Consider the following 13237-nt stretch of genomic DNA (forward strand, 5'->3'; position numbering starts at 1 on the left):
CCCATTGCGGCGGTTGCGGTCCAGGCGGCGGAGATCCGGGTCCGTACGTCACCGGCTGATCATGCCCGATCGCGGACCGTGCGAATGCGAGAAAGCAGAGTCTCGGCCCTGGTGTGGCTCTCGGTCACGTCCTTCAGGCGCTTCGAGACGATCGCGATCTTCTTCGCCCGCTCCTGCGCGCTCATCTTGATCGTCTGGTCCACCTCCTTCAGCTCCGCCTCGATCGCGTCGATGCGTCGGCTGAGTGCCTCGTCCAGGGCGAGCGACAGCTGCTGTTCGGCCTCGATGAGTTGTTCGGCGATCAGCTGGTCGAGCGTCGAGCGGGCGTCGGCGATGGCTTCGACCAGCCATTGCTTCAGATGCTGTTTGTCCGAGGCGTGCTTGCGAGTGCGCGCCATCCACCAGCCCGCGCCGAGGCCGATCACGATCGTCGCGGGGAGCACTACCGGGTTGAGGATCGCCACGCCGGCCAGCGGCAGGGCGGCGATCTTTCCCGCGCCGACGCCGCCGGAAATGCCCATGAACACCAGCAGTTTGTCTTCGGCCGTCGGCGGCTTCTTGTCCGGCGGGCGCAGTACGACCGGCGGGCCGCCGGCGCGGGCGAACTGGGCGCGGATCACGTCGAGTTCCTCAGCCGAGAACAGCTCCGACAGGGCGGTGTTCGTGACCTGGTTCAGGCGTTGCGACAGCTGCATCGACACTCGCTGCGACGCGGTCTGCAGCGCGATGTCCACTTCCTGCGGCAGCGCGGCCAGGTCGTCGCGCTTCGCCCCGTCGATGCGTTGGCGGAAATGCGCCTGTGCCTCGCGCATTTCCCGGCTGCTCTCGTGGCCGACCTCGACCCGCGTGCGCTGGATTTCGCCGCGCAACCGCAACTGCCAGCCGCGGGTGGAAGTGCGGCGCTGGGACTGAAGATCGTCGCGGCGGGCGCGGAGTTGTTCGGCTTCCGCTTCGCCTGCCGACAGGGCACGGCTTTCCGCTTGCAGCTTCGCTTTGATCCCGGCCAGCGCGCTCGACAGCGAGCGGAGCGTGTTGGCTTCCTTGAGCATCATCGACCGGCCGACCAGCAGTTCCTGCAGCGCTACCTGCACCGCCGCGATGCCGGACTTCTCCCGCAGCATGGCGGCGACCTGCTCGTTCGGCGCCTTCGCGGCGGTCTCGAACACGCGCGCCGACACCGGATGGAAGACCGCGTCGGCGAACCGCGGCGCGTGTTCGGCGAGCAGTTGCCGGTCGGCTTCCAGGATCTCGCGCCAGCCGCGGAACGCGTCGGTTTTGGCCAGTACGAAGACAACCGTCTCGACGCGGTCCGCGACCTCGCGCAAAAACTGCAGCTCAGTCGAGGTGAACGGGGCCGACGCGTCGACCACGAACACCAGCGCGGTCGCGCCCGCGGCGGCCTCCTTGGCCAGCTCGCCGTGCAGCGAATCGAGCCCGCCGACGCCCGGGGTGTCGACCAGGGTCAGCCGTTCCAGCAGCGGGACCGGGCCGGAGACCTCGACGTAGCGCGGCGGCAGCTGTCCCGGCGGCAGCTCGTGCGCGGCGGACACCCAGTCGACCAGCTGTGTCAGGTCGAACGGCACCGAAGCCAGCTGACCGGGGTAGCAGGCCTGCGCGCCCCACTGCTGCGCGTGCTCGAAAACGAGGTAGGTCGCGGTGGCCACGTCAGCGTCCACAGGGGACAGTCCCGGGGTCGCGAGCAGGGCGTTGACCAGCGAACTCTTCCCGCGGTTCGTCTCGCCGACGACCACCACGGACGGTTTCTCGGAGCGGGCCTTGCGCTGGTCCTCGACCCACTTAGCAGCCTGTGGATCAGCCTCGCGGACGACGCCGAGCAGCTGTTCGCGAGCGGCCTGGACTTGAGCGGGAAGCGTCGGTGCGGTCACTGCGCCCGCTTCGCGTAGACGGTGACGATCGGCGCGCGCAACAGCCGTTCCTGGTCAGCGAACCCGACGACCTCGGTCTCCGCGACGACGCCTTCCAGCTCCGGATCGTCGGTGGGCACGGCACCGCCCGCCTCGTGGCGCGCCGGGTCGAACCGTTCGCCTTCGGCACGCAAAGCGGTGACGCCGATGTCGGCGAGCCCATGTTCGAGCCGTTCCACGACACCGCTGCTGCGGGCGCGGTCCAGCGCGTACAGGCAGAGTTGGATGAGCGCCTGCCGGTCGGAAAGCGCGCGTTCGAGGTCACCCGGGGCAGCTACGAGGTCCACATCGGGATCCGACGCATCCGCCGCGTCGTCGGTTCCGTCCGCTTCGGCGATGATCCGAGCGAGGGCGTCCGCGCTGATCTCGCCGGTCGGCGCTTCGGCCGCGTCGGCTGCTTCCTCGTGGCCGAACCACGCCATCAAGACCCTCCACTGGCCGTCCCGGTGATTCCACCAGTTTGCGGCACCCCGGCGCGCGGCGGGGGCGGATCACTCAGACGGGCCGAGAATCCGCGTCAGCAACTGCCGCAGCACCGCTTGCTCGTGCTCGACGTCCAGGTCGGGATCGAGGCTCGCGCGGGACAACAAGGCGTCGACGAGCGCAACGATCCAGTTTCCCGCGTCGGCCGGGGACAGCATGGGGGAGAAGCGGCCGGTCCGGACGCCGCGTTCGACCAAGCCCGCGAGGCCGACGCGCATGAGATCGTCGTTGCTGCGGATCAGCTCGTTGAACTCCGGATCGCGCGCGGCCTGTGCGGCTGCTTCAAGGATCAGCCGCACCACGCCAGGCAGGACGATCGCCGACGTCATCCGCGCGACCACGGCGAGCACGCCTTCCCACGGGTCGGCCATTTCCACCGCGGTGGCGAGCAATTCCTCGTTCTCGGCGGTGTCCGCCTCGAAGATGCCGACGAAGACCGCGCGCTTGCTGGGGAAGTAGTGGAACAGGCTGCCGGAGCTGATCCCGGCGGCGCGGCAGATGTCCGCGGTGGAGGTCTTTTCGAAGCCGTCGCGGGCGAAGCACTCGGCTGCCGCGTCGAGAATCGCGCGCCGTTTCGCCGCGTGCTTCTCGGGATCGACCGTCCTCACCACTGGGACATCATCGCTCAGGCGGCGGTTCGTCGAGCCACGGGCGGCCGTGCGCGGTAAACGCTTCGGCCAGTTGCCGCCGGGAGAGGTCCGTCTTCTCCTTGGCCACTTCCCGGTCGTTCTCGCCGAGCAGCACGAGCTTGCCGTCGTCGAAGAACACCGCGGTGAGAGGAGTGTCGATGCGCCGGCGCCGTTCGCGTCGTTCGAGCGTGACGCGGGTTGCGGAAACCGTGACGATCAGCCGGTCCCACGCCCAAAACCAGGCGAACGCCACCCCGAGCAGCACGCCGACGGCGACCGCGCCGATCAGCCGCCACGGCTGCGGGATCTGGTGCAGCAGCCGGAACGGGCCCTGCACCGGGAACCACGGCAGCGACGCGATCCAGGCGGCGAGCGCCTGGACGCCCCAGCCGAGCAGCGCCCCGCCGACCGGGCAGGCCAGCCAGGACCCGCGGCGCACCCATGCCGGTTCGTCGACCGTTGTCTCCATGGTGGCCAATAGTAGACCGCGCGCTCGGTTTATGAATGTCCGGCCTGGTCGAACGCCCCAATGTGGCATTGGGTGCACGGGACGCACCGAACGCCACATTGGGTGCGTCTAACGCACCCAACGCCATATTGGGGGCACCGCGGGTTCAGGCGAGTTCGCGGATCAGCGAGCGCATGGCCTGGTCGAGCGCGGGGACGTCGGCCGCCAGCTGGGACGAGACCAGCAGCTGGTGCTCCGCAGTCCGCAGCCACACCCGGCCCGCGACCGGGATCTCCAGTACCGACAGCCGGAACGGCCGGGCGCGGCGGCCCAGCTCGACTTCGGTTTCGCGGACGAGGCGGCCCAGGCGTTCGCCGGCGAGGATTTGGCGGCGGTGGAAGCCGGACGAGACCGGGCGGCGGGCCGCGGCGAAGTGTTCAGCGGCGGCCGGGGCGAAGTGCTGTGCCGCGAGGTCGATCGCCGAACCGTCGCCGGGAGCAGGGCTTTTCCGGCGGGTGCGCGCCGAACCGCGGTCGCGCAGGAAGGTCAGCAGGCCGTTCCACCACGGTTCCCACTGCACTTGCACCGCCGCGCGGTCGAGGGCGGGCGGGACGTGCACGGGGACCGCTGGCTCCACCGGCGGGAGCAGCTGACCGTCGGCGATCGAGAGCGCGAGTACGTCCCGGAGGAACAACGCCACGTCGACGTCGTGGTCGCTCCCCCAGTTCACCCGCCACGAGGTGGTGTCCTCCAGCCGCACGACATTCAGCCTACGCGTCGCGGGCGAGTTGTTTACTGTTCGCGAATCTGTTGCCAGATCAGGAAATAGGCGCGGTGCACGACGTGGGCCACGCGGCTTTGCGCCGGAGTCGCGCCGAAAGACGCGAAAGAACGCCACCAGCCAGCGCGTTCCAGCGCGTGCGCCGCCAGTTCCGGCCGCGGGGCGCCGGGAAGGCCGAGCTGTGCGCCGATGTCGGCGTTGCTGCCGACCCGAAGCACCTCTTCCGCCAGGTCTTCCGGCATCTCGACCGCCCCCGACGCGACGAGCGTCAATGCCTCCAGCAACCGCAGCTGATGCGCTTCCGGACGGGCCAGCAGCACCTCGATCGCGTCGTGCACGCGCTGGCGTTCGCCCGGGTCGCCGGACGTGTGCGCCAGTGCGGTCACCGACGCGAGCGCGGCCGCGGCCTTGATCCCGTCCGCGCGTGCGGCGAAGACGATGGACAGACGGCGGCGGACCGCGTCGAGTCCGGAGATGTCGAGAAGCTTGCGGCGCAACGCTCCCGCGGTGATCTCCGGTTCCGCGCGGATCTTCTCGACCGCGCAGCGGATTCCGAAGAGATCGAGCTTCTCCAGCAACCGCAACCGAATCCCGGTCGGGATGTCGCACTCCCAGCTGGTGAAGATGTCGGCCGCGATGAGCATCGTTTCGAGGATGTCGTCGTCGAGCGCGGCGAGCTGGCCGAGCGCTTCGGCGTCCGCGGAGGTGAACCCGCCGGACTCGGCCGATTCGGCGATCAGGCCGATCACCGGCAGCACGTCCGCGACGCGCGGCTTCAGCGTCGAGGCCTGTTTCTCGGCGAGCAGTTGCGCCGCCTTCCAAACGTCTCCGCCGGAGCCTTCGACAGATTCCGCGACGACCGTGTCCGCCTTGTTCAACACCGCGATCGCGTTGACCGGCCCCGCCTCGCGGCTCGCGGTCGCGGCGGTGAACGCGGCCAGCGCCTGCTGATCGTCCGCGCGCACGCCCTGGGTCACCACGTAGAGCACGGCTTCCGCGCCCGCGACGGCGTTGCGCGAGGTGTCGTCGAGGTCGTCGGAACCCTCGTCCTGCTCGGCCGCGCCCAGCAGCTGCTCGGTCCGCGACACCGACGCCGCGTCGAGCGAGCCGAGACCCGGGGTGTCGATCACCGTCATGTCCTGCAGCACCGCGTTGGTCAGGTACGCCTCGAGGTGCGACACCTCGGAGATGTCGACGCCCAGCTCAGCCGGGATCGATCCGTCGGCGGCGAACGGCAGCACCTGCTTGCGGCCGTCGAGGAACACCACCTCGACCCGGTCGACGGTGCCGTACTGGAACCGCGTGACCAGCCGGGTGCACTCGCCGACGTCGGTGGGCGCGACGAGCCGTCCGATCAGCGCGTTGACCAGCGTCGACTTGCCCGATTTGATCCGCCCGGCGACCGCCACCTGCAGCGGCGCGCCCAGCCGGCGCAGCACCTCGGCGAACCCGGCGGCCGTGCGCGGGGACACCTGGGACCGCAGCCGGTGGCACAGCTCCGCCACCGACGCGGACAGTGGGCCGGCGAGCCGCCCCCGTTCCGCCGCTGCCGTCACCGCCCCGGCCCCCCTTCCGGCTCGTTCGCTCCCCCGTGCGGGAATCGTCGCATGCCGGTCATCCTTCGGTCGCACCGAAGGTGCTACCCGCGACCGACGCGCCCGCCGGCCGCGCGACCTACTGTTGAGTCGTGCGACGGCTCAGCCTCTGGATGCGTGCCCACCCGATGGTGGGCGACTCGCTGCTCGCGCTGTTCCTCGCCGCGTTCGACATCCTGGTGTTCGCCACCGGCGGCATCGACCCCGCGCTGCCCGGCCCGGATTGGTTCGTCGCGATCCCGATCGACCTCGCGGTGGTCGCGCCGCTGGTCTTCCGCCGCAAACGGCCGGTGCTCGCCGCGTACATCGTGTACGTCATTTCGTACGCGCACAGCGCGCTGGACCTCGGGGTTTCCGGCCTGGCCGCGCTCGCGATCAGCCTCTACTCGGTCCAGGTCTACGTCGGACGCAAGCAAGGACTGCTCTACGGCGGTGCGTTCGTGGTGGCCATGGTCGTCACCGCGATCGTCAAACCCGAGCCGTCGATGGCGGCCCAGTTGGTGTTCAGCGCCGTCACCATCGCCTTCTGCTGGCTGCTCGGCGAGTTCATGTACGCCCGCCGCGCCTACCAGCGCGAACTGGAGGCCCGGCTGCACCTGCTGGAGACCGAACGCGACCAGGCCGCGCGCATCGCGGTGGCTGAGGAGCGCGGCCGGATCGCCAGGGAACTGCACGACGTGGTGGCGCATTCGGTGAGCGTGATGGTCGTGCAGGCCGACGGCGCGGCGCTCGCCCTGAAGTCCAATCCGGAGCTGGCCGGACGCGCGCTGGGGACGATCTCCGAAACCGGCCGCGGCGCGCTCGGCGAACTGCGCCGGCTGCTCGACGTGCTGCGCAACGACCACGGCGACGGCGAACCGCGGGTGCCGCAGCCGGACGCGACCGCGCTGGGCGACCTCGCCGAGCGGATGCGCGCCGCGGGCGTCCCGGTGGACCTCGTCCTCGGCGACGGACTGGACGAACTGCCCGCCGGGGTGTCGCTCGGGATCTACCGGATCGTCCAGGAATCGCTCACCAACACGCTCAAGCACGCCGGTGCCGGGGCCAGCGCCGCGGTGCGGGTGCAACGGACCGGCGACCAGGTCGAGGTCCTCGTGCGCGACGACGGCGCGGGACGGGCTCGGCGGCTGGAGCAGGTCGGCGCGGGCGGAACTCCCGCGGCCGGGTCGACGGGGGCGGCGGCCCGGCAACCGGTGCCGCGGCTGTCGGTAGCGGGCGGGAACGGGCTGATCGGGATGCGGGAGCGGGCGAACGTGTACGGCGGAACACTGGAGGTGGGCCCCGCCGCCGGCGGTGGCTGGCAGGTGCGAGCGGTGCTGCCGGTTAGGTTGAACTCGTGATCCGAGTGGTGGTCGTCGACGACCAGGAACTGATGCGCGTCGGGTTCCGGATGGTGCTGGGCGCGCAGGCCGACATCGACGTGGTCGGGGAGGCGGGCGACGGCGCGCAAGCCGTGCGGATGGCCGCGGAACTGCGGCCCGACGTCGTGCTGATGGACGTGCGGATGCCGGTGCTCGACGGCGTCGAGGCGACGAAACAGATCGTCGCGGCGGGCACCGCGCGGGTGCTCGTGATGACCACCTTCGACCTCGACGAGTACGTCTACGCCGCGCTGCAGGGCGGCGCGTCCGGCTTCCTGCTCAAGGACACCCAGCCGGACTACCTGGTGTCCGCGCTGCGTTCGGTCGCCGACGGCGACGCGGTGATGTCGCCCTCGGTCACGCGCCGGCTGCTCGACCGGTTCGTCGGCTCCGGCGGCGCGGAAATGCGCGACCCGGCCGAACTCGACGTGCTGACCGACCGCGAACGCGAAGTGCTCGTGCTGATCGCGAAAGGCATGTCGAACATCGAAATCGCCGAGACGTTGTTCCTTTCCGAGGCTACGGTGAAAACACACGTGGGGCGGATCCTGTCCAAGCTCGACCTGCGCGACCGGGTACAGGCGGTCGTCCTCGCGTACGAGACCGGGCTCGCCCGGCCGGGGATCGGCTGAAGCGTCCGATTCGGACACTGTCCACACCGGACCCCGCTGCGGATTTCGTAGCGGGGTCCTCGCGTATGAGGCAAAGTTCAGGGTCGGCTCAGGGACATCCCCCATCGCGCTCAACCCTGCGACACGATTGAGTACTACTCAGGTCGGGTAGCCGGTTCGGTCCACGGGATGACGCGAAAACGGCCGAGCTGAGACAGGATGAATTCCGTCAGCACCGCCGTAGAGGGAGCAGGGGATGATCGAGGCAACAGGTCTCACCAAGCGTTACGGGAACACGCTCGCGGTGAACAACCTGTCGTTCAGCGTGGCAGCGGGGAAAGTCACCGGATTCCTCGGCCCGAACGGCGCAGGCAAGTCCACGACCATGCGCATGATCCTCGGCCTGGACAACCCCACCGGGGGCCAGGTCCGGATCGGCGGGAAGCTGTATCACGACCTGAAGGAACCGCTGCGCACGGTCGGCGCGCTGCTCGACGCGAAATGGGTGCACCCCAACCGCTCGGCCCGCGCGCACCTGCAGTGGATGGCCCGGTCCAACCGGATCCCGGCGGCGCGGGTGGACGAGGTGCTCGACACCGTCGGCCTCACCAGCGTCGCGGGCAAGCGGGCGGGCGGGTTCTCGCTCGGCATGTCGCAGCGGCTGGGGATCGCCGCCGCGCTGCTCGGCGACCCGGAGGTGCTGCTGTTCGACGAGCCGGTGAACGGCCTCGACCCGGAGGGCATCCTCTGGATCCGGAAGTTCATGCAGCGCCTCGCCGCCGAAGGCCGGACCGTGTTCGTGTCGAGCCACCTGCTCTCGGAGATGGCGCTCACCGCGACCGATCTCGTGGTCATCGGCAAGGGCCAGCTGATCTCGCAGTCCACCACTGAAGAGTTCGTGGCGCGGGCCGCGGAGAACACCGTGAAGGTGCGCTCGCCGCAGCTTCCGGCGCTGCGCCAGCAGCTGATCTCCGCCAGCGCGCAGGTGACCGATTCCGGCGAAGCGCTCATTGTGTCCGGAATGGACAGTGCGAAGATCGGCGAGATCGCCGCTTCGGCGAGCCTCGTGCTGCACGAGCTGAGCCCGCAGACCGGCTCGCTCGAGCAGGCCTTCATGCAGATCACCGGCGACTCCGTCGAGTACCACACCGGGCTCGAGGCAGAGGCGCAGCAGGCCGCGGCCATCCGCTGACCACACTCTCGTTGGGAAGAGAAAACTCATGACTTTGCTCGCGGTCGAACGCATCAAGCTCCTCACCACCCGGTCGCCGTGGTGGTGCGCCCTCATCGCACTGGCCCTCACCGTCGGATTCGCCGGCCTCATGGCCTCCGCCCTGCCGAGCGGGGAGGAGATCTCGGTCGCCAACACCCAGGCCGGACACCAGTTCGGCATCGCGGTGATCATGGTGCTGGCGGCGCTTTCGGTGACCACCGAATACCGCTTCGGCACGATCCGCACCACGTTCCAGGCGGTGCCGCACCGGGGTTCGGTGCTCGTCGCCAAGGCCACCGTCGTCGCGCTGCTGTCGTTCGTGATCGGCGAGGTCGCCGCCTTCGGCGCGTGGGCGCTGGGCTACGCGATCCGCCCGTCGGACTCGGTGGCGCTGCACACCTCCGCGGACTGGATCAACGTCGCCGGCGTCGGGGTGGTGTTCGCTTTCGCCGCGGTCATCGCGGTGGCGGTCGGCACCCTGATCCGGCACAGCGCCGGCGCGCTCTCGCTGCTGCTGATCTACGTGCTGGCGGTGGAAAACCTCGTGCAGCTGATCCCGACCGTCGGCGCGAAGATCCACCAGTGGCTGCCGTTCAACGTCGCGGAGCGCTTCCTCGGCGGTTCGGCTTCCTCGCGAGGACCGGGCCTGCCGGACGCGGTCCTGTCGCAGTGGGGCTCGCTGGCCTACTTCGCCGGCGTGGCCGTGGTGCTGCTGGCCATCGCGATCGGCGTCGCGAAGAAGCGCGACGCGTAAAGACCCACAGGGGCGTTCGGACGAGTCAGGCGGGGGCCGGGCCAGCCGAACAAGGGGAAAAAGGGGAAAAGGGGAACAAGATCCGGGTCGCCTTTCGGGGGGCGGCCCGGATCTTTTCGTTTCGGTAGAGTTCGGGTCCACGAGAAGGGGGACGGCGTGCTCCAAGCGACTGGACTCACCAAGTCCTATGGCGACACCGTCGCGGTGCGGGACCTGACGTTCACCGCGGAAGCCGGTCGCGTCACCGGGTTCCTCGGCCCGAACGGGGCGGGCAAATCCACCACGATGCGGCTGCTGCTCGGGCTCGACGCGCCCACCGCGGGCACCGCGCACATCGAGGGAAAGCCGTACCGGCAGCTGTCCGATCCGCTGCGCACGGTCGGCGCGCTGCTCGACGCGACGTGGCGGCATCCGGGCCGCACCGCCCGCCAGCACCTGCGGTTCCTCGCCGCGACGAACGGGCTGCCGGACCGGCGCGCCGACGAGGTGCTGGATCTCGTCGGGCTGTCGGCGGTGGCTCGCAAGCGGGCGGGCACGTTCTCGCTCGGCATGCTGCAGCGGCTCGGGATCGCGAGCGCGCTGCTCGGCGACCCGCGCGTGCTGTTGTTCGACGAACCGGTGAACGGCCTCGACCCCGAAGGCGTGCACTGGGTGCGCCAGCTGCTGCACGGGCTCGCCGCGGAAGGCCGCACGGTGTTCGTGTCGAGCCACCTGCTGCCGGAGATGGAGCAGACCGCGCAGGATCTCGTGGTGATCGGCCGCGGCCAGCTCATCTATCAGGGCACCATGGCCGATTTCGTGGCCCGCGCCGGTTCGCGCGGGGTCCGGGTGCGCACGCCGCACGCCGACGCGCTGCGGAAAGCGCTCACCGAAGCACGCGCGGTTTTCACCGAGGATTCCGGTGCGTTCCTTGTGTCCGAAATGGACAGTGACGCGATCGGCGAACTCGCCTACGCCGCGCGCGCCACGCTGCACGAGCTGAGCCCGCTGGCCGGTTCGCTCGAACACGCCTACCTCGAATTGACCGGCCAGGCGGCCGAATTCACCAGTGGAGGTGCGCGGTGAATCTGCTGCGGGCGGAACGGATCAAGCTTTTCAGCACTCGCGCGCCGTGGTGGTGCGCGCTGATCGCGGTGGCCGCGCCGATCGCGTTCACCGCGTTGTTCCTCGGGCTTTCCGGGGCGGAAATCACCGCGGACGTGAGCAACACCCAGCTCGCCACGAGCACCGGCCGCACGGTCGCGCTGGTGCTGGCGGTGCTCGCCGCGACCGCGGACTTCAGCTGGGGCACGCTGCGGTTGACTTTCCAAGCGGTGCCGACGCGGACGCCCGCGCTGCTCGCCAAGGGCGCCGTGGTGTTCGCGGCCTGCGCGGTGCTGGGCCTGCTCGCCGGCGTCGGCTCGTGGGGAATGGCGCACCTCGTGCGGCCGGACGCGGACCTCGGCCTGCACTCCGGAGCGGACTGGCGGATCGTGTTCGGCCAGATCCTGACCTTCGCGCTGGCCGGCCTGCTCGGGGTCGGCGTCGGCCTGCTGCTGCGCAGTTCCGCGCTGACGCTGGCGATCGTGCTCGTGTGGACGCAGCTGGTCGAGGGCCTGGTGCTGCTGATTCCCAAGATCGGCAGCGATCTCTACCAGTGGATGCCGTTCTACGCCGCTTCGCAGTTCGCCGGTGGCGATTTCGCCAGGACGACGCTGAAACTGTCGCCGCCTTTCGGGCCGTGGGGTTATCTCGCGTATTTCGCGGCGATCAGCGTGGTGTTGTTCGCCGCGGGCGTGGCGACCGCGAATCGGCGGGACGCCTGACCTGCACGTGCACATTCCCGATTGCGCGGCGGGCAATCGGATTAAATTCACGTAAACCGGTGTGGCTTCTCTCACAGGGAGCGGACATACTGTCGGAAAACCACGGATATTCAACGCGGAGCCCCGTCTCAGCTCTCCGGAGGTGAACCGTGACGGTGGACGTTGATCAGGAATTCGTTTCCCGCGACGCTGCGGTACCGACCCCCCGGCTCGAGCCGATGCTGGACCTCGAATGGTCCCAGGCGATCGAACTGCCCCGGTTCGCGCTGCCCGCGACCCGGCCCGCCGAACTGCGCCAGGCGTGGGTGCACCGCGCCCCCGAGGACGCGGTGCTCGGGCTGTACCGGCGGGTGAGCGGAACCGACGAAACGCTGCCCGCGCCCTGGTGGCTGCGCGCGGTCGCGAGCGGGCGGCTCGAATCGCGCGAACTCGGCTTCCGCATCGAGGACCGGGTGGCGCAACTGCTCGGCAAGCGGATGGGCTGGGAGTTCGTGCCGTGGGCGGCCGACGGCGAATCCGGGTACTGGGAATTCATGCCGTCCGAACGCGGCAAGTCCGGTCATTCCATCCCGACGACCGTGCTGAACACCGACCGGCACGACGGCTGGATCGACGTGCTGCCCGCGCATTCCGCCCGCGCCCCGGAGCCGGTGGCGGTCGCCGGACTGGCCGGACTGCGCTCCCGGCTCGGGGAGTTCGAAGCGGTCCGCTGACCCGCCCGTATGTTGTCCGGGTGGAAAACGAGGACCAGCCACGGCTGCGCAGCGTGGTCAGCTACGTCAAACGCGGCGGACGGATGACCGTCGGTCAGCAGCGAGCCTGGGAAGAACACTGGCCGCGACTCGGCCGGACGGTGTCGGAGCTGCCTTCCGGGCCGGTCGACTTCACCGCATGGTTCGGCAGGGAAGCGCCGGTCATGCTGGAGATCGGCTCCGGAATGGGCGAGACGACCTCGCAGCTGGCCGCCGCCGCGCCGGAGCTGAACTATGTCGCCGCCGAGGTGTACGACCCCGGGCTCGGGCAGTTGATGCTGCGCGCGGAGAAGCTCGGCGTGACGAACCTGAGGCTGATGCACGGTGACGCGGTGGTCCTGCTGACGTCGCACGTCGAGCCCGGCACGCTGTCCGGCGTGCGGTTGTTCTTCCCGGACCCGTGGCCGAAGAAGCGCCACCACAAGCGGCGGATCGTGCAGCCGGAGTTCGTGGCGTTGATCGCTTCGCGGCTGGCGCCGGGTGGGACGTTCCATATGGCGACGGACTGGGAGCACTACGCGGAGCAGATGCTCGAGGTGTGCTCGGCGGAGCCTGCGCTGCGGAACCGGTACGCGGATGAGCCCGGTGGCTGGGCGCCTCGGCCGGAATGGCGGCCGGTCACGAAGTTCGAACAGCGGGCGGACCGGGAGGGGCGGGTTTCGCACGACTTGATCTTCGAGAAGCGCTGATCTCGGGCTGATCTCGGGCTTGAGCACCACAGTGGCATTGGGTGCGTGAGATGCACCCAATGTGGCGTTCGGTGCGTTGAGCGCACCCAACGTGGCATTGGGGGCAGGTTGGCCGAGCAACCAGGGCTGGTGGAGTGGGCCGCGTTGGCGAATGGAGCGAGATCAGCGAAGCAGACCGGGCTGACGAAGCA

The 13237-nt window shown here is 69.8% G+C and carries 14 protein-coding genes; 8 read left to right on the top strand and 6 right to left on the bottom strand.

The features are described 5' to 3' along the window. Window positions 1-59: 59 nt before the first annotated feature. From ACFORO_RS34415 to ACFORO_RS34440, 6 genes are all read right to left on the bottom strand, one after another. Window positions 60-1886: a dynamin family protein gene (locus ACFORO_RS34415; RefSeq protein ID WP_377871286.1), complete on the bottom strand. Its 1827-nt coding sequence runs from the start codon at window positions 1884-1886 to the stop codon at window positions 60-62. Then, window positions 1883-2347 carry a nucleotide exchange factor GrpE gene (grpE, locus tag ACFORO_RS34420; protein WP_377871287.1) on the bottom strand — a complete coding sequence of 155 codons (465 nt, stop codon included), beginning with the start codon at window positions 2345-2347 and terminating at the stop codon, window positions 1883-1885. The genes ACFORO_RS34415 and grpE overlap by 4 nt, the downstream gene beginning before the upstream one ends. 69 nt (window positions 2348-2416) lie before the next feature. Next, the gene (locus ACFORO_RS34425; RefSeq protein ID WP_377871288.1) at window positions 2417-3019 is read right to left on the bottom strand and encodes a TetR/AcrR family transcriptional regulator; all 603 of its coding nucleotides are present in this window, start codon (window positions 3017-3019) and stop codon (window positions 2417-2419) included. 7 nt (window positions 3020-3026) lie between these two features. Further along, the gene (locus ACFORO_RS34430) at window positions 3027-3506 is read right to left on the bottom strand and encodes a YqeB family protein (RefSeq protein WP_377871290.1); all 480 of its coding nucleotides are present in this window, start codon (window positions 3504-3506) and stop codon (window positions 3027-3029) included. Window positions 3507-3651: 145 nt separating this feature from the next. Further along, a complete protein-coding gene (locus ACFORO_RS34435) occupies window positions 3652-4245 on the bottom strand; it encodes a hypothetical protein (protein ID WP_354735736.1) in 594 nt (197 codons plus the stop codon). A 32-nt stretch (window positions 4246-4277) separates the two neighbouring features. After that, a complete protein-coding gene (locus ACFORO_RS34440) occupies window positions 4278-5822 on the bottom strand; it encodes a dynamin family protein (protein ID WP_354735738.1) in 1545 nt (514 codons plus the stop codon). 167 nt (window positions 5823-5989) lie between these two features. Here ACFORO_RS34440 and ACFORO_RS34445 point away from each other — a divergent pair, with 167 nt between their 5' ends. From ACFORO_RS34445 to trmB, 8 genes are all read left to right on the top strand, one after another. After that, a complete protein-coding gene (locus tag ACFORO_RS34445) occupies window positions 5990-7201 on the top strand; it encodes a sensor histidine kinase (protein WP_377871317.1) in 1212 nt (403 codons plus the stop codon). Next, complete coding sequence (locus ACFORO_RS34450; RefSeq protein ID WP_344282690.1) at window positions 7198-7854, top strand: response regulator transcription factor; 657 nt, start codon at window positions 7198-7200, stop codon at window positions 7852-7854. The genes ACFORO_RS34445 and ACFORO_RS34450 overlap by 4 nt, the downstream gene beginning before the upstream one ends. A 235-nt stretch (window positions 7855-8089) precedes the next feature. Then, window positions 8090-9025, top strand: coding sequence for an ABC transporter ATP-binding protein (locus tag ACFORO_RS34455; protein WP_354735740.1), 936 nt, complete (start codon window positions 8090-8092; stop codon window positions 9023-9025). Between the two features lie 28 nt (window positions 9026-9053). Then, the gene (locus tag ACFORO_RS34460; RefSeq protein WP_377871292.1) at window positions 9054-9800 is read left to right on the top strand and encodes an ABC transporter permease; all 747 of its coding nucleotides are present in this window, start codon (window positions 9054-9056) and stop codon (window positions 9798-9800) included. Window positions 9801-9956: 156 nt separating this feature from the next. Continuing rightward, window positions 9957-10865 (top strand): ABC transporter ATP-binding protein, encoded by a 909-nt coding sequence (locus ACFORO_RS34465; RefSeq protein ID WP_354735744.1) that lies wholly within the window; start codon window positions 9957-9959, stop codon window positions 10863-10865. Then, window positions 10862-11605, top strand: coding sequence for a hypothetical protein (locus tag ACFORO_RS34470; RefSeq protein WP_377871293.1), 744 nt, complete (start codon window positions 10862-10864; stop codon window positions 11603-11605). The genes ACFORO_RS34465 and ACFORO_RS34470 overlap by 4 nt, the downstream gene beginning before the upstream one ends. A gap of 218 nt (window positions 11606-11823) precedes the next feature. Then, window positions 11824-12318 (top strand): hypothetical protein, encoded by a 495-nt coding sequence (locus tag ACFORO_RS34475; RefSeq protein ID WP_354736201.1) that lies wholly within the window; start codon window positions 11824-11826, stop codon window positions 12316-12318. A 20-nt stretch (window positions 12319-12338) separates the two neighbouring features. Beyond that, window positions 12339-13046 (top strand): tRNA (guanosine(46)-N7)-methyltransferase TrmB, encoded by a 708-nt coding sequence (gene trmB / locus ACFORO_RS34480; protein WP_354735748.1) that lies wholly within the window; start codon window positions 12339-12341, stop codon window positions 13044-13046. The last annotated feature ends 191 nt before the right edge of the window (window positions 13047-13237 follow it).

This window comes from Amycolatopsis halotolerans, from assembly GCF_042647905.1.
Lineage (GTDB): Bacteria > Actinomycetota > Actinomycetes > Mycobacteriales > Pseudonocardiaceae > Amycolatopsis > Amycolatopsis halotolerans.